Below are 16,514 nucleotides of genomic sequence, written 5' to 3' on the forward strand. Positions count from 1 at the left end.
TGCGCTCTATCTCTTCTCTACAGTTTCAAAATAATTCGCCAGCGCATCAAGCTGCTCGCAAGCGTGCTCAATGGCATTAAAGTTACGGCGAAAGTCAACGGCGGATGCCTGCTTTTGCAAGTACCAGCCAATATGTTTTCGGGCCATCCGAACCCCCGTAAACTCACCGTAGAACTCGTGCAAATTGCCAACATGGCGCTGCACTACTTCCGCAACTTCGGTGATAGGTGGGCTGCTAAGCTGTTCGCCGGTTGCCAGATAATGCGCAACTTCGCGAAACAACCATGGATTTCCCTGGGCACCGCGGCCAATCATAATGGCATCGGCACCGGTATACTCTAAAACCTGTCTGGCCTTTTGCGGCGAATCTATATCGCCATTAGCTACCACAGGTATCGACACCGCCTGTTTAATGGCTTTAATGGTGTCGTATTCAGCCTGACCTTTGTACATGCATGCACGCGTGCGTCCATGTACTGCCAGTGATTGAATTCCCTCTTGCTCTGCCAGTTGCGCTATGGCAACGCCATTGCGGTTATCAGGATCCCAACCAGTTCTTATTTTCAAGGTGACAGGAACCTCAACGGCAGCAACCACAGCGCGAATAATTTCTTTCACCAGCGCGGGGTGTTGCAGTAAAGCCGAGCCTGCCAGCTTTTTATTTACCTTTTTTGCCGGACACCCCATGTTGATATCAACAATTTGGGCGCCGTGTGCCTCGTTATGGCGTGCCGCAGCAGCCATAAGTTCGGGTTCAGAACCAGCAATTTGCACCGCTCGAATGCCAGGCTCATTACCATGTAGCATACGTTGACGTGATTTTGCTGAATCCCATACCCGCGGGTTGCTCGACAGCATTTCCGAAACGGTAAGCCCGGCACCTAATTCATGACACAGCCGTCGAAACGGCTGATCAGTGACACCAGCCATTGGGGCTAGTATTACTGGATTATCGAGAGAATAAGGTCCAATCCGCATCGGTTAAAAACTGTGCAACTCAAGGGTCGGAAATTTTAGGTAATTTACCCCATAAAGGAAAGGCTATTTATTGTTCAAAACAAGGTTTTTTTGCAAAAATTACTATTGACAACGGCGCGCGGTGAGCATCACCCAATCGTCTTGTATTTGCGGGGGTGCAAAGCTAAATACCGGTTCATACGCACTCTGCACAGCATCAATCTGCCGTTCCAGAATACCTGACATAACCAGGTTACCTTCAGGTTTTACGTAGGCGCTAATAATATCAGCCAGTTCCTGCAACGGTCCGGCCAATACATTCGCCAGTACAATATCAGCTTCAAGCGTAGGTTGTTGCGACGGCAAATAAACCTGCATCCCTTCGGCTACGCCATTGCGTTCGGCGTTTTCACGAGTAGCAATTAACGCCTGCTGATCAATATCAATACCAATCACTTGTTTGGCGCCAAGCTTTAGTGCGGCAATACCTAAAATGCCCGAGCCACAACCAAAGTCCACCACTGTTTTGCCGGTGAGATCTTGTCCATCAAGCCAGGTTAAGCATTGCGCGGTAGTGGGGTGAGTACCGGTACCAAAGGCCATGCCCGGGTCTAGCATCACATTCACAGCGTCAGGATTTGGCACTTCGCGCCAGGACGGACAAATCCACAACCGGTCACCGCATTGAATAGGGTGGAAGTTATCCATCCATTCACGTTCCCAGTCTTTGTCTTCCAGCGGATCGGTTTTATAACTGAAGTTGTCGCGGAAAATGGCCGACTGCTTTAAGTTCTGCAGCACGGGTTGCAGATTAGTTTCGGCAGGAAACAGGCCGGTGACCAGCGTTTCCTGCCAATACAATACTTCGCCCAGTGGTGGTTCGAAGATTGGGTTATCCTGCGCATCCCGATAAGTTACGGCTTGCGCGCCGTTGGCTTGAAGCATAGTGCCGACCTGCGGCGCGTGCAGCTCGGAAGCTGCAACCGTTAACTGAATCCATGGCATAAGCTGTTAGTGACCGCCCATACCAAGTTTCTTCTCCAGATAATGGATATTGGTGCCACCAGCCTGGAAGTTCTTATCAGCCATAATGTCTTTCTGCAAAGGCACGTTGGTTTTAATACCTTCCATAATGATTTCAGCCAGTGCGTTACGCATACGGGCAATCGCTACTTCGCGAGTTTCACCGTAGGTAATCAACTTACCAATCATCGAATCATAGTTCGGTGGTACGCGGTAATCGGCATATACGTGAGAATCCCAACGCACACCTAAGCCACCCGGCGGGTGAAAACGGGTAATAGTACCCGGCGAAGGCATAAAGGTGTCTGGGTCTTCGGCGTTAATACGGCACTCAATAGCATGACCACGCACAATCACGTCTTCTTGCTTTATGGCCAGTGGCATACCGGCAGCAATACGCAGCTGTTCTTTGATCAAATCAACACCGGTAATCATTTCAGTAACCGGGTGCTCCACCTGAATACGGGTGTTCATTTCAATAAAGAAGAACTCGCCGTTTTCAAATAAGAATTCAAAGGTACCGGCACCGCGATAGCCAATATCAATACAAGCTTGTGCACAGCGCTCACCAATGAACTTACGTAGTTCCGGAGTAATGCCCGGTGCTGGTGCTTCTTCCACTACTTTCTGGTGACGACGCTGCATCGAGCAATCGCGCTCACCCAAGTGAATAGCGTTACCCTGGCCGTCAGCTAATACCTGAACTTCCACGTGACGTGGGTTTTCCAGGAATTTTTCCATGTAAACCACAGGGTTACCAAAAGCAGCACCGGCTTCCGCCTGAGTGGTGCTAATGGCTTGCAGCATTTCGCTTTCCTGACGCACGACTCGCATACCGCGGCCGCCGCCACCACCAGCTGCTTTCACAATAATGGGGTAACCAATGCGGCGGGCAATTTCCAAATTGGTTTGGTCATTGTCGCCCAGTGGTCCATCAGAACCTGGCACACATGGAACGCCGGCTTCTTTCATGGCTTTAATGGCCGATACTTTGTCGCCCATTAAACGAATCACGTCGGCGGTAGGGCCAACGAAAATAAAGCCTGATTGTTCTACTTGTTCAGCAAAATCAGCGTTTTCGGCTAAAAAGCCATAACCTGGGTGAATTGCTGTGGCATCCGTAATTTCCGCTGCACTAATAATGCGCGGAATATTCAAATAGCTGTCGGTAGCCGGCGCATTACCAATACAAATGGACTCGTCGGCCAGTAATACGTGCTTCAAATTACGATCCACGGTGGAATGCACCGCAACCGTTTTAATACCTAACTCTTTGCATGCGCGCAGCACACGCAGGGCAATTTCACCCCGGTTAGCAATAACGACCTTATCTAACATGATAATTTCCTGCTTACGGGTGTTTATTCGATAATAAATAAAGGCTGGTCAAATTCTACGGGTTCACCGTTCTCAACCAGAATTTGTTTAACTACACCACCTTTATCGGCTTCAATTTGGTTCATCATTTTCATCGCTTCAACAATACACAGGGTATCGCCGGCATTCACGCGTTGGCCAACCGAAACGAAGTCTTTGGCGCTAGGTGCTGGTGCGCCGTAGAAAGTACCAACCATTGGTGATTTAACTACGTGACCGGTGATTTCCGGCTCTGCTTCAGGCGCAGGAGCCGCAGCTGGTGCCGCAGCAGCTGGCGCTGGCGCTTGTTGCATAGGTGCTTGCATTTGCATCGGCTGTTGATAATGCATAGGCATGCTGGCAGCACTGCCACCGCGGTGGATTCGAACGGACTCTTCGCCTTCAGTAATTTCTAATTCGGCAATACCCGATTCTTCCACCAATTCGATGAGTTTTTTTATTTTACGAATATCCATGACTTTGACTTACCCCAGTAACAAAAGTGAGTGTGTGCTGACTATGTTGTCAGTTGTAATTTTTTAACCGCTGCTTGCAGCGCATAGGTGTATCCGTCTGCGCCACAGCCACAGATAACGCCAACGGCGAGATCTGATAAATAAGAATGTTTACGAAACGCCTCACGGGCGTGAATGTTCGACAAATGCACTTCAATAAATGGAATAGCAACACCAGCAAGGGCATCGCGCAAGGCAATGCTGGTATGTGTGTAAGCTGCTGGATTAATCACAATAAAGTCGATTTCATCAGTGGCGGCCTGTTGCACCCAGTCAATTAACTGGTGCTCGGCATTTGACTGCTTACATTGCAGGCTTATACCTAACTCACCGGCCTGCTGCTGCAACCGATTCTCGATAGCAACTAAGGTATCGGAACCGTAAATATGCGGCTCGCGTTCACCCAACAGATTCAGGTTTGGGCCGTTAATGAGTAATATTTTTGGACTTTCTTGTTTGTTTGCTGTCATCTTGCTGCTATATGCTGCGAACGTGTATTTGTAGAATGTAGCGCCCACTAAGGGAGCGCAGTCATTGCCATTATAGAGAAAAATAATCAATTAGCAGCAAAATACTGGTCTTATCAGAGCATTTCGCTGCAATATGCGACAGACTTTGCTATTGCTGAGTTGAATCAACGCGCTGCAAATGTTCTAAAAAGTCGTCAGCATTCATAAAACCGGTTACGCGCTGCCCGGGTAATTCGCTCGCGGTTGAATCAAAGAATAAAATAGTTGGTAACCCGAACACCTGATACTGCTCAAGTAATGCGTTGTTAGCTTCATTATTAGCGGTTACGTCGGCCTGCAACACCACAAAATTATTCAACTGCTGCTGCACTTGCTGGTCACTAAAGGTGTAACGTTCGAATTCCTTGCAGGCCACACACCAGTCCGCATACAAATCCAACATCACCGGTTGTTGCCGCTCGCGGGCTAGTTCCAACTGCTGATTCAGTTCACTGAGGTTGCTGACTTGGGTGAAGGCTAAATGGTTAGCGCTTGCAGAAGTGCTGGGCAGTTGCCATAAGATGCCGCTGCCACTGGCAACAGCAATCAAGGTTGCAACTAAGGTTGCACGCCAACCGCGGGCATGACCAAGCACCTGATGCAGCATGTAAATGCCACTTAGTGAGAAGAAAATCACCCACAGCCATTGCCCAACAACCAGCGGTAATAAGCGCTCAATCATAATAATGGTAACGCCAATTAGCAGTATCCCGAAGAACCGTTTAACTGACTCCATCCAGGCACCCGCTTTGGGTAACAACTTACCGCCGGAGGTACCAACCGCCAACAGCGGCACGCCCATGCCCAAACTTAGTGAAAACAGTGCAGTGGCGCCAATCATGGCATCGCCGGATTGGGCCACAAACAATAATATTCCGGACAACGGCGCGGTGGTACAAGGGGAAACCACTAAACCTGACAGGGCCCCCATAATAAATACGCTGGTGAAGGCGCCGCCGCGTTGTTTATTACTAAGCTGATTAATTCGCTGTTGCAGCCCCGCTGGCATTTGCAGGTTGTAAAGACCCAACAGGCTTAATGCCAGCACCACAAACAAAACCGCAATAATGCTTAAAATAACCGGATGTTGCAGCGCGGCCTGATAGCGCATACCCGCCAGGGCCACCAAGATGCCAAGCCCGGTATAAGTAACCGCCATGCCAAGTACATAGGAAAGCGACAAACTGAGCGCCCGACCAGTGCTAAGTTGATTATTGTTGGCGCGCTGCTGCCCTAGAATAATGCTGGAGATAATTGGATACATAGGCAGCACACATGGTGTGAATGCCAAACCAATACCTAATATAAAGAAGGCTAACAAAGCCAACGGCAGCGGTTGCTCGCTGAGTTGACCGGCAAACCCCGAGGCCGACTGGCTACCTGCCGCAACTTGTTCTACCCGGCTGGAGGCGGCGTTGGCGGCATTGGCTGGATTACCCGCGGCCTGTAAATAAATAACTTTTTCGGTAGGTGGATAGCATAAACCTGCGTCGGCGCAGCCCTGATAACCAACAGTTAGAGGTTGGTCGGCAGCAACGTCGCCAAGTTGCACCGTTAAGCGTACTTCGTCGCGATAAATAATACTTTCGCCAAAGAACTCATCGCTGTGCGCTTCACCTTCGGGAAAAGTAACGGTTTCGGCCAGAATGCTGGCCGGTTCAAACTGGAAACGATGTTGATACAAGTAATAGCCCGGTTCTATGTCCCAGCTAATTTCCAACTCTTGTCCGCGTTGGCGGAAGTCGAACTCAAAGGCCTGATCAACGGGTAAGAAGCGCTGTTCCTGTTGGTCTTGCTGATTTAGGAAGTCCGTTTGTAACGCAGTTGCTGGCCAACTGAAGCCGCCAAGCAATACCACTAAACAAATGGCAAACCATCGAACGGGAACTGCTGTGGTCATGAATGGGTGCTTCCTTTAGTTATTTGATCCAGCCATTGCAAATAGTCATCAGAACCTTGACTAATACTTACGCCAATTAGTTCCGGAGTCACATAGGGATGAGCCGCTTTAATAGTGGTAAACAGCGCGTCAATATTAGCGGTGGTCGTTTTAATCAGCAACAGTACCTCGTGGTCGGTAACCACTTCACCTTCCCACTCATAAACCGAGAGCGCCTGCGGCAACATAGTTACACAAGCCGCCAGTTTTTGGGTAACTAATTGCCCGGCAATTTGCTCAGCACATTGCTGGGTTGGGCAACTGGTAAATACCACTTGATAGCCTTGGCTCATAGTCGCTTGGTTCCTGATTCAAATCGGTTGCCCAGTATACCTAAATTGATAAAAAAATTTAGCCTCAAGCCTTGTGTTGCTGAAATTCAGCCCCACTTATGTTGCACATATCTTTTAACGGCTCTTGCTATAAGAGCTTTGTTATCAACCCCAAAACTTGGTTTAGGAGTTATCAACTATGAAACTTCGTCCTTTACATGATCGCGTGATCATTAAACGTTCAGAAGCAGAATCAAAGTCAGCTGGCGGCATCGTGCTGACCGGATCGGCTGCAGAAAAGTCTACCCGTGGTGAGATTGTTGCTGTGGGCAACGGCCGTATCCTTGAGAACGGTGACGTTCAGGCTCTGGATGTGAAAGTAGGCGATAAAGTTTTATTCAGCGAAGGCTACGGCGTCAAAACTGAAAAAATTGACGGTGAAGAATATTTAATCATGAGCGAATCGGACATTTTGGCTGTTGTTGAAGGCTAGTTTTTGCAAGCCAATGAAACGACCAACCCTATTTGCTGAAATTAAGCTGAATTATTAAGAGGAAAAAGATTATGGCTTCTAAAGAAGTAATTTTTGGTAACAGCGCACGTCAGAGAATGCTGAAAGGCGTTAACATTCTGGCTGACGCAGTAAAAGTAACTTTGGGCCCGAAAGGCCGTAACGTAGTTCTGGATAAGTCGTATGGCTCTCCGGTAATCACCAAAGACGGTGTTTCTGTAGCGAAAGAAATCGAGCTGGAAGACAAGTTCGAGAATATGGGCGCACAGATGGTTAAAGAAGTAGCGTCAAAAGCGAACGACGAAGCTGGTGACGGTACTACTACAGCAACAGTTCTGGCCCAGGCTATTGTAGCCGGCGGTTTGAAGTCAGTTGCGGCTGGCATGAACCCAATGGACCTGAAACGCGGTATTGATAAAGCCGTGATTGCAGCCGTTGAAGAGCTGAAAAAAATCTCTCAGCCTTGTGACAACAATAAAGCCATTGCTCAGGTAGGTACTATCTCTGCAAACTCTGACACTACTATTGGTGAAATCATTGCCAAGGCAATGGAAAAAGTAGGTCAGGAAGGCGTTATTACTGTTGAAGAAGGTCAGGCACTGCAAGACGAGCTTGATGTAGTGGAAGGTATGCAGTTCGACCGCGGTTACCTGTCTCCTTACTTCATCAACAACCAGGAAAACGGCACTGTTGAACTGGAAAGCCCGTACATTCTGTTAGTAGACAAGAAAATCTCTAACATTCGTGAATTGCTGCCAGTGTTGGAAGGCGTTGCTAAATCAGGCAAGCCACTAATGCTGATTGCGGAAGACGTTGAAGGCGAAGCGCTGGCTACTCTGGTAGTAAACAACATGCGCGGCATCGTGAAAGTAGCTGCGGTTAAAGCTCCAGGCTTTGGCGACCGTCGTAAGGCCATGCTGCAGGATATCGCTGTGTTAACTGGCGGTACTGTGATTTCTGAAGAAATCGGCATGGAGCTGGAAAAAGCTCAGCTGGAAGATTTAGGTACAGCGAAGCGTGTTGTGATTAACAAAGACAACACCACTATTGTTGACGGCAATGGCGATGAAGCTGCAATTGAAGGTCGCGTTTCACAAATTCGCGGACAAATTGAAGACACCTCATCTGACTACGACCGTGAAAAACTGCAAGAGCGTCTGGCCAAATTGGCTGGTGGTGTTGCAGTAATCAAGGTTGGCGCCGCAACTGAAGTAGAAATGAAAGAGAAGAAAGCGCGCGTTGAAGATGCTCTGCACGCAACTCGTGCAGCAGTAGAAGAAGGCGTAGTACCTGGCGGCGGTGTTGCTCTGGTACGTGCAGCTAGCCAGTTAGCTGACCTGCGTGGCGACAACGAAGACCAAAACGTTGGTATTAAACTAGCGTTACGTGCAATGGAAGCACCACTGCGTCAAATCGCTACCAACGCTGGCGCTGAAGCTTCAGTAGTTACTAACAACGTGAAAAACGGCGAAGGTAACTACGGTTACAATGCTGGTAACGATACCTACGGCGATATGCTGGAAATGGGTATTCTGGACCCAACTAAAGTAACCCGTTCAGCTCTGCAATTTGCCTCATCTATTGCATCTCTGATGATCACCACCGAAGCGATGATCGCAGAACTGCCAAAAGATGAACCAGCAGCCCCGGATATGGGCGGCATGGGTGGCATGGGCGGCATGATGTAAGCCTCCTGGCTAACCGGTAACAATAGAAGAGCTCGCCTTGGCGGGCTCTTTTTTTTGGGCGAATGCCGGCGATGGAATTTAATGCCGCATGAACTGTCTATACTAGTAGTTACATAAAGCACAATGCTTGTGCAGATTTTTGCATTTCCGAAGGAGGAACTGCCATGAAACGTACATTATTAGGATTAAGTTTATATGCAATGGCCATGTCAGCGGCGCATGCGGGCACGGCGGAAGTTACCTGGGGTGACGTCGATGAATTCCACGATGTTCGCGCGGCGGCGGATGAACGGCCGGGCTATCAGGAGCGTCTGGTAAATGAATTAACGGCTCATTTTCAGGAGCTCGCTACCACTTTACCTGAAGGCTACACCTGGAAAGTAAAAGTCACGGATTTGGATTTGGCTGGGCGACTGGATTTTGCCGAGGTAGGTAGCAGAACCAAACAAGTGCGTACCGTGGATGACATTGAGTATCCTCGTATTAATTTCAAGTCAGAACTTACTGATGCCAGTGGCAATGTGGTGGAACAGCGCAGTGTTGAACTGAAAGATATGCGCTTTTTAGATGGCGTGTCTAGAGCCTCTCGTGCGCAAAACGAAAGACTCTACTTTGAAAAGAAAATGATTCGGGACTGGTTCCACAGTGGCGAAGGCCCGAAAAAATCAAGCTAGTTCGCGCGACGAACGACTTTCAACGTAGCTAGTGTTTCTAACATAAGCTGTAGGCGGAGCACCACCGCTTGCAGCTTTTCTTCGTTGTCACGGTCCGCTTGCCAGCTTTCAAAGTGCTGCACGGTTTCAGCCAGGTAAGGCTGAAATTTATTGCTGGAGGTAGTGAAAATGCTGTCGCTGGCGAACACATCACTAAACTTCGCACCACCTTGCTTGCGAATATCATCTAAATACTGATCGGCATCTACTACTTGCCGATAAATATCCTGCAGTTGTTGCTGAAGCTTTTCTTCTATTTGATCCATGCTGATTTCCGTTCTATTCGAAGTGTTTTAAGACGTGTTCAAAGTAATGGTGTTTTACTGGCTTCACCGGCACATTCTCGCACCAATTTCGGCACTAAGAAACCGGGCAGTTCGTTTCTAAGCTCTGTTAACAGTTGCAAGGCGATAGCGTCGCTTACGGCAAAATGGCTGGCACCGGCTACTGCGTCTAATTGATGCAGATAATAAGGCAAGGTATGTGCACTGAATAGCGCTTCACTAAGTTCTATTAGCGTCGTTGCCGAGTCATTCACGCCAGCTAAAAGTACGCTTTGGTTCAATAAGGTAACGCCGGCATCTTTCCAACTGTTCAAACCCACCGCCAATGCTGGTGAGATTTCATTTGGATGATTGGCGTGAATCACCAGAATAATCTTCAGACCAGTTTGCACCAGTTGTTCGGCCAAGGCGCTTTGTAAGCGACTGGGAATAACTACCGGCAAACGGGAGTGAATACGCAGCCGCTTAATATGTGGAATGTCGGCACAAGCCTTAGCAAACGCCAGAATATGCTTGTCGCTGGCCATGAGCGGGTCGCCACCACTGAGAATCACTTCATTCAGCTCAGGGTGTTGGCTTATATAGTCCAACGCCTGCTGTTGCTGCTCACGACCAAAACTATGCTGTTCGTACGGAAAGTGCCGACGAAAGCAGTAACGACAGTTAATGGCACAGCCGCCACGAAATACCACCAGCACCCGAGATTTATATTTGTGTAGCAGGCCTGGCAATTCGGAGTCCTGCTCGAGTAGCGGATCTTCGGTGAAGCCTTGCTTTTGAACAAATTCATCGGCAAGCGGCAACACTTGGCGTAATAAAGGGTCGGCAATGTCACCTTTGCGCATTAAGCTAATAAAGTGATGGGGCACGCGCATAGGGAACAGCTGGCGCGCGGCCAGATTCTGCTGAATAAAGTGTTCCGGCAATTGTAATAGTTGCCCAAGTTCAACGGGATCAGAGCAGGCCTGCGCAAGCTCCTGCTGCCACTGGGGACGAACTTCACTAATAGCGATTTGACTCAATCCGAACCATGCCTTTCTTAGATGATTTCAAAACACATTTATTTTACCTGAAAAGCATAACTTTTTGGTTTATTATTGGCGTTGAATTCAGTGCATTGAAACTTATCTGAGGAATGTATGGCAAATTACGGCACCAATGAGTTTAAAGCTGGCCTGAAAATTATGCAGGATGGCGAACCTTGTAACATCCTGGAAAACGAAATGGTTAAACCGGGCAAGGGCCAGGCTTTTAGCCGAGTGAAAATTCGTAAGTTAATCAGCGGCAAAGTGGTAGAAAAAACCTTTAAGTCGGGCGATAGCGTAGAAGGCGCTGACGTACTTGATGTTGAACTGGCCTATTTATATAACGACGGCGAGTTCTGGCACTTCATGAATAATGAAACTTTCGAGCAAGTTGCTGCAGATGAGAAAGCTGTTGGCGACAGCGTGAAGTGGCTGGTTGAACAAGACGTTTGTACCATCACCCTATGGGACGGTAATCCGATTGCGGTGGCCCCACCGAACTTCGTGGAACTGGAAATTACCGAAACGGATCCAGGCTTAAAAGGTGATACGGCAGGTACTGGCGGCAAGCCGGCAACCTTATCAACCGGCGCTGTGGTTAAGGTTCCGCTGTTTGTGCAAATTGGTGAAGTGATTAAAGTTGATACTCGTTCTGGAGAATATGTATCACGCGTCCAAAAATAGTCTAGTCTGATAGAACTATTTTGATGGGGTAAGTGATGGCAAAATCGGCAAGTCGGTTCGTCATTGAACAGTTCGGGCAAGTGCTTTGGATTATTGTCCAGGGCGGTATCAACAAAGATTTTGCCCAGCGCTATAGCGATGCGGTGCGCGCCGCAGCCTCTCCCATTATTGGCCAGCCCTGGATTCGGATTAATGACATTCGAGGCTGGCAACTTGGCGGACCAGAAGTTATTCCACCGCTACACGAATTAATGCTGTGGTGTGAGCAGAATCAGCTCGCGCACAGCATTAATATTGTGTCTTTGCCTCACCTGCAAACTTATATGTTGAATCAAATGATGGCCGCCATTCCGCGCCGGTCGGTTCGGCATATGCTCGAAAGCCCAGCGGCAACCTTTGCGTTGCTCGAAAAACTGCAGCAGCCGTTAACACCCGAGCAGCAAGATCGCGTTGAACAACTTTGGCAGCAACTACATTAAATGAGCGATTGGCGACCTACCGCAACCCTAAGTATGCTTGAGCAACGTGCCCAGTTGCTGCGGCAAATCCGTGAATTCTTTTTCGAACGCAAGGTACTTGAAGTGGAAACGCCGGCATTAAGTGCTTTTGGCGTGAGCGATGTGCACCTACAAAACCTGGCTGTACGTTCAGCGAACACAAATTTACCGCCGTTGTTTTTACACACATCTCCCGAATATTCCATGAAGCGTTTACTTGCGGCTGGCTGTGGTTCTATTTACCAGTTAACGAAAGTATTTCGTGATGACGAACAAGGCCGTTTTCACAATCCGGAGTTTACGTTACTCGAGTGGTATCGGGTTGGCTTTGACGATGTGCAGTTAATGGATGAAATTAACAGTTTGATGCAGCAAGTGTTGGACTGCCCGCCGGCACGTCGAATTAGCTACCAGCAACTGTTTATAGATGAACTTGAAATTGATCCGCTGAGCGTGGATGCCTTTGCAGATTTACAGGATGTATTATTGGTACATCCAGAAATTGCTGACCTGGTAAAGCATGAAACTGATTTAGACACCTTACTGCAATTGGCAATGGTTACTGTTATTGAGCCCTATTTTAGCCAACAGCAGCCCGTATTTGTGTATGACTTTCCGGCTTCCCAGGCGGCACTAGCTAAGCTTGATAATAACAATCCGAAAGTAGCCAAACGCTTTGAGCTGTATTTTAAAGGGGTGGAATTAGCCAACGGATTTGCTGAGTTAACCGACGCAGCTGTTCAACGGGAACGCTTTGAGCAAGATAATCGCCAGCGCAGGGCGTTAGGATTAACCGAAATGGCCACGGATGAACGTTTCCTCGCCGCTTTAAAGGCTGGGTTGCCGGAGTGCGCCGGTGTTGCTCTCGGTATCGATCGGTTACTGATGTTGCAGGCTGGCGCCACGCACATCGATGAGGTTCTTGCGTTTCCACTTCATCGCGCCTGATGAAAAGAGATTTTCTGAGCCCCCCTTGCTGTTAAAAAAGATATGTTATAATATAACAAGACTTCAGCAGCTAGCGGATTTCAAATAGTATGAGCAGCGTTAAATCATTAGACAAAACAGGTATGTGGGTGACCGCCGTTTGTGCGATCCATTGCTTGTTGCTGCCTGTGATACTGCCAATGCTGTCGCTCATCGGATTGTCTTTTATTGGCGCCGAAACTTTAGAAAAAACTATTTTAGGTACCAGCATACTAGTTGGCGCTATCGCGCTGAGTTTAGGCACTCGCCAACATGCGCGTTGGTATCCCATTGCTTTATTGCTGGTGGGTGGTCTTATCTACTCACAAAAAGACACCATGGGCGAACTGGGTGAACCTATTATTATTTTAGCCGGTGCGTCGCTCATTATTATTGCGCATTGGGTTAATTTGCGGTTGCTACGCGCCCGAGTTAGTTAAACCTCTCCAGCACTACCCCTGCTTCCATATGTTCCGTATACGGGAACTGATCAAATAACGCGGCTTTCGTCACGCGATGTGTGTCTGCCAGTGCGGCAATGTTTTCAACCAAGGTATTTGGGTTACAGGAAATATAAATAATTTTCTGATAGCGCTGTACTAATGCCAGAGTACCTTCATCCAGTCCGGCTCGCGGCGGATCCACCAGCACGGTTTCACAGTTAAACTCACTAACCTGCGCTTCATTGGCGCGTCTTGAGTCTTTCTGGCCTTCCATTACGGCGCTGAAGTCTTCAGCTGACATACGCAACATAGTTACGTTATCTATTTTGTTCAGCTCAATATTCTTTTGTGCAGAAGCAACTGATACTTTGCTTATTTCTGTTGCCAGAACTTTTCGGAAGTTCTGTGCCATAGGTAAACTGAAGTTACCGTTACCGCAATACAGCTCCAGTAAATCATGGTTACTTGATTCCGTGGCAGCTAGTGCCCACTCCACCATAGCCTTGTTAATTGCAGCGTTAGGCTGGGTGAAACTGTTCTCAACTTGTTCGAAATAGTAGTCCCGCTCATGAATGGTTAGGGTTTCGGTAACGAACTCGTCGCCAACCGATACTTTCTGCTTTTTAGCGCGCCCAATTATATTCACAATACTGGCGCCGGTAGCGTGTTTTAGTTGATCAGCTAAGGTGGTGGCTTGTTCCTGCCAGTTATCTTCTAGTTGCCGGTGGTACAACATACTAATCACCGCCTGGTTTGAGGTGGTGGTTAGAAAGTCGACCTGAAACAACTTACGGCGTAATACCGGGTTGTCCTTTATTACCGCAAGAAGACTAGGCATCAGTTTATTCATTAACTCGCTGCCGGGAATAAACTCATCAATGCGAATACGCTCCTTGGTATCGGGATCAAACATGATGTAATACAAGTCGTCTTGCTCATGCCACACTCGGAACTCGGCACGCATTCGGTAGTGCGTAGCGGGTGACGGGAACACCGCCAAAGGTTGCTGATAGTAAGGTGCCAATAGCTCGCTCAGGCGCACTTCTTTCTGCGCTAACTGCTCTGGATACTGCTCGGGATGAATCCGTTTATGTGTCATGGCAACCTCTTGCTGATTTCAAGGTGGCAAATTGTAGAGCTTGATAACTGAATGTCTAGCGCTTCACCATTACTTTTAAAAACTAAACAAATATCCAACATAAATCTAATGTCACAATTATGTTGCTAACTTGTAACAGTATGTAACAATCGGTGAACCATTGGTTAGCGAGAGCTGATGTAGCCAAGGGCTTAGATAACAAATAAATATAAAACAATAAGGAATATCTATGTCTACTCGAGTTAAGAGTTTCGCCGTTGGTGCCCTAGCGCTAACCATTGCCGCTGCTGCTCAGGCTCAGCCAGAAAAAGAGCGAGTCATTATTGGGTTTAAAGCTGGCTCAGCTGCCCAGGTTGAGCGTGCAGTGAATGCTGCTGGCGGTAAAAAGGAAGTTGATTTGCAACGCTTTGGTGCGGTTGCAGTATCGGTACCAACGCAAGCGCTAAAGGGTCTGCAAAATAACCCGAACGTACTTTATGTAGAAGAAGATACGCGTCGTCAATTGCTGAGTACTGAATTTGAGCCGGGTAAACCATACGGCATCGAAATGGTTCAAGCAGACTTGGTTAGCGACGGTGTTGCTGGTAACCGCAAAGTTTGTATTATCGATTCTGGTTATGATTTGGGACATCCTGATCTGCAAAGTTCTGGTGTCGATGGCGTGTTCGACAGCGGCACGGGTAATTGGTATACCGACGAAAACGGTCATGGTACTCACGTAGCGGGAACTATTGCGGCCCTTGCAAATGGTGAGGGTGTTGTTGGTGTGATGCCGAATAACAACATTAACCTGCACATTGTTAAGGTGTTTGGCGCTGACGGCTGGAGCTATTCATCATCACTGGTTGCTGCCGCTGAAGAATGTGCAAACTACGGTGCCAACGTGATTAACATGAGCTTAGGTGGAAGTCGTGCCAACCGCACCGAAGATCGTGCTTTTACTCAGTTGAACAATGAAGGCATTTTGAGTATTGCCGCTGCGGGTAACGACGGCAATACGCGTGATTCATACCCAGCTTCCTATGACGCAGTTGTTTCTGTTGCAGCTATAGATGCCAACGAAGTTGTTGCTAGTTTTTCCCAGCAAACGGCGCAGGTTGAACTAGCCGGTCCGGGTGTTTCCGTTTTATCTTCGGTACCACGCGGAACTGGAGAGCGAACTGAGCTAACAGTAAGCGGTATCGCTTATAATGCACTGGCGATGGATGGCACGCCAAAAGCATCTGCAACTGGCAATGTTGTGGACTGTGGTTTAGGTGAGCAAACTTGTACGGGTGCAACAGGTGCGGTTTGTTTAATTGAGCGTGGCAACATTAGCTTTGCTGAGAAAGTTCAGGCTTGTGAAGCTGGCGGTGGTGTTGGTGCTGTTATCTATAATAATGAAGCCGGTCCATTGTTGGGTACCATGGGCGAAGTTGTTACCAGCATTCCTTCAGTAGGTGTATCTGATACCGATGGTGCAACCTTGCTAAGTGAAGTTGGTAACAGCGCAACTGTAGCTGTGGAAGCAAGTGATTGGGCGTTCTTCGACGGAACCTCAATGGCTACCCCTCATGTTGTAGGTGTTGCTGCACTCGTTTGGAGCCACTTCCCTGAATGTAGCAACAATGACATTCGTAGTGCATTGAACGCATCAGCAAAAGACTTAGGTGCAACTGGTCGTGATAATGCTTATGGTCATGGTTTGGTGCAAACTCAGGGCGCTGTTGATTATCTAACTGCTAACGGTTGTAGCGGTTCAGTAGATGACGGTGGCGGTTCTGACGGCGGTGATACCGGCGGTCCAGGTAAAGGTAATGGTAAGGGCGGTAAGAAGTAAGCTTTTATCTTTACTAGCTAAGAACTCTTAAACAAAACCCGCTTCGGCGGGTTTTTTGTTGGCTTTCTTAACATCTGAGTACGGAAAATAACCGTGTGGATGAAAAACTAACCAAGCAGTAAAAAAACACCTCAAAACATGAAAAAGGCGCTTGACGGGGCGAGTTAAATCTCTAAAATGCGCCCCACGCTTAAGGCAAGGCACGAAGCCGCCA

At 48.1% G+C, this 16,514-nt stretch carries 19 protein-coding genes; 8 read left to right on the forward strand and 11 right to left on the reverse strand.

Translation table 11 applies throughout. The features are described from left to right. Positions 1-6 precede the first annotated feature (6 nt). From dusB to cutA, 7 genes are all read right to left on the reverse strand, one after another. Positions 7-978 (reverse strand): tRNA dihydrouridine synthase DusB, encoded by a 972-nt coding sequence (gene dusB, locus CCE91_RS10095; protein ID WP_086435157.1) that lies wholly within the window; start codon positions 976-978, stop codon positions 7-9. A 102-nt stretch (positions 979-1,080) separates the two neighbouring features. Then, the gene (gene prmA, locus CCE91_RS10100) at positions 1,081-1,962 is read right to left on the reverse strand and encodes a 50S ribosomal protein L11 methyltransferase (protein WP_086435158.1); all 882 of its coding nucleotides are present in this window, start codon (positions 1,960-1,962) and stop codon (positions 1,081-1,083) included. A gap of 6 nt (positions 1,963-1,968) precedes the next feature. Then, positions 1,969-3,318 (reverse strand): acetyl-CoA carboxylase biotin carboxylase subunit, encoded by a 1,350-nt coding sequence (gene accC / locus CCE91_RS10105; RefSeq protein WP_086435159.1) that lies wholly within the window; start codon positions 3,316-3,318, stop codon positions 1,969-1,971. Positions 3,319-3,341: 23 nt separating this feature from the next. Next, a complete protein-coding gene (accB, locus tag CCE91_RS10110) occupies positions 3,342-3,812 on the reverse strand; it encodes an acetyl-CoA carboxylase biotin carboxyl carrier protein (RefSeq protein ID WP_086435160.1) in 471 nt (156 codons plus the stop codon). A gap of 41 nt (positions 3,813-3,853) precedes the next feature. Then, positions 3,854-4,321: a type II 3-dehydroquinate dehydratase gene (gene aroQ / locus CCE91_RS10115; protein ID WP_086435161.1), complete on the reverse strand. Its 468-nt coding sequence runs from the start codon at positions 4,319-4,321 to the stop codon at positions 3,854-3,856. A 148-nt stretch (positions 4,322-4,469) separates the two neighbouring features. Next, the gene (locus CCE91_RS10120; protein ID WP_086435162.1) at positions 4,470-6,260 is read right to left on the reverse strand and encodes a protein-disulfide reductase DsbD; all 1,791 of its coding nucleotides are present in this window, start codon (positions 6,258-6,260) and stop codon (positions 4,470-4,472) included. After that, the gene (cutA, locus tag CCE91_RS10125; RefSeq protein ID WP_086435163.1) at positions 6,257-6,592 is read right to left on the reverse strand and encodes a divalent-cation tolerance protein CutA; all 336 of its coding nucleotides are present in this window, start codon (positions 6,590-6,592) and stop codon (positions 6,257-6,259) included. The genes CCE91_RS10120 and cutA overlap by 4 nt, the downstream gene beginning before the upstream one ends. A 178-nt stretch (positions 6,593-6,770) precedes the next feature. Here cutA and CCE91_RS10130 point away from each other — a divergent pair, with 178 nt between their 5' ends. The 3 genes from CCE91_RS10130 to CCE91_RS10140 all read left to right on the forward strand — a co-directional run bounded on the left by CCE91_RS10130 (position 6,771) and on the right by CCE91_RS10140 (position 9,444). Further along, entirely contained in the window at positions 6,771-7,064 is a 294-nt protein-coding gene (locus tag CCE91_RS10130) for a co-chaperone GroES (protein ID WP_086435164.1), read from the forward strand. A gap of 71 nt (positions 7,065-7,135) precedes the next feature. Then, positions 7,136-8,770, forward strand: coding sequence for a chaperonin GroEL (gene groL, locus CCE91_RS10135; protein ID WP_086435165.1), 1,635 nt, complete (start codon positions 7,136-7,138; stop codon positions 8,768-8,770). 164 nt (positions 8,771-8,934) lie between these two features. Beyond that, entirely contained in the window at positions 8,935-9,444 is a 510-nt protein-coding gene (locus CCE91_RS10140; RefSeq protein ID WP_086435166.1) for a DUF3016 domain-containing protein, read from the forward strand. Here CCE91_RS10140 and CCE91_RS10145 read toward each other — a convergent pair. Next, the gene (locus tag CCE91_RS10145) at positions 9,441-9,749 is read right to left on the reverse strand and encodes a hypothetical protein (RefSeq protein ID WP_086435167.1); all 309 of its coding nucleotides are present in this window, start codon (positions 9,747-9,749) and stop codon (positions 9,441-9,443) included. The two genes, CCE91_RS10140 and CCE91_RS10145, sit on opposite strands and share 4 nt — an antisense overlap. Before the next feature lie 38 nt (positions 9,750-9,787). Then, complete coding sequence (gene epmB, locus CCE91_RS10150) at positions 9,788-10,789, reverse strand: EF-P beta-lysylation protein EpmB (protein ID WP_086435168.1); 1,002 nt, start codon at positions 10,787-10,789, stop codon at positions 9,788-9,790. A gap of 117 nt (positions 10,790-10,906) precedes the next feature. Here epmB and efp point away from each other — a divergent pair, with 117 nt between their 5' ends. From efp to CCE91_RS10170, 4 genes are all read left to right on the forward strand, one after another. Further along, complete coding sequence (efp, locus tag CCE91_RS10155; protein ID WP_086435169.1) at positions 10,907-11,476, forward strand: elongation factor P; 570 nt, start codon at positions 10,907-10,909, stop codon at positions 11,474-11,476. Between the two features lie 35 nt (positions 11,477-11,511). Further along, entirely contained in the window at positions 11,512-11,955 is a 444-nt protein-coding gene (locus CCE91_RS10160) for a hypothetical protein (RefSeq protein ID WP_086435170.1), read from the forward strand. After that, positions 11,956-12,921: an elongation factor P--(R)-beta-lysine ligase gene (epmA, locus tag CCE91_RS10165; RefSeq protein WP_086435171.1), complete on the forward strand. Its 966-nt coding sequence runs from the start codon at positions 11,956-11,958 to the stop codon at positions 12,919-12,921. It abuts the gene before it with no gap. Positions 12,922-13,010: 89 nt separating this feature from the next. Then, positions 13,011-13,379 carry a MerC domain-containing protein gene (locus CCE91_RS10170; RefSeq protein WP_086435172.1) on the forward strand — a complete coding sequence of 123 codons (369 nt, stop codon included), beginning with the start codon at positions 13,011-13,013 and terminating at the stop codon, positions 13,377-13,379. Here CCE91_RS10170 and trmA read toward each other — a convergent pair. Continuing rightward, positions 13,372-14,481, reverse strand: a complete 1,110-nt coding sequence (gene trmA / locus CCE91_RS10175) for a tRNA (uridine(54)-C5)-methyltransferase TrmA (RefSeq protein ID WP_086435173.1) — start codon at positions 14,479-14,481, stop codon at positions 13,372-13,374. The genes CCE91_RS10170 and trmA overlap by 8 nt on opposite strands. A 229-nt stretch (positions 14,482-14,710) precedes the next feature. Between trmA and CCE91_RS10180 the strand changes: the two genes are divergently transcribed. After that, positions 14,711-16,300, forward strand: coding sequence for a S8 family serine peptidase (locus tag CCE91_RS10180; RefSeq protein WP_086435174.1), 1,590 nt, complete (start codon positions 14,711-14,713; stop codon positions 16,298-16,300). Between the two features lie 27 nt (positions 16,301-16,327). On the opposite strand, the gene CCE91_RS12325 is transcribed toward CCE91_RS10180, so the two are convergent. Continuing rightward, the coding region (locus CCE91_RS12325) for a hypothetical protein (protein WP_234996317.1) at positions 16,328-16,514 on the reverse strand (187 nt) is incomplete at its 5' end.

Origin of the sequence: Pseudidiomarina planktonica (assembly GCF_900177775.1) — a bacterium.
GTDB classification, from domain to species: Bacteria; Pseudomonadota; Gammaproteobacteria; order Enterobacterales; family Alteromonadaceae; genus Pseudidiomarina; species Pseudidiomarina planktonica.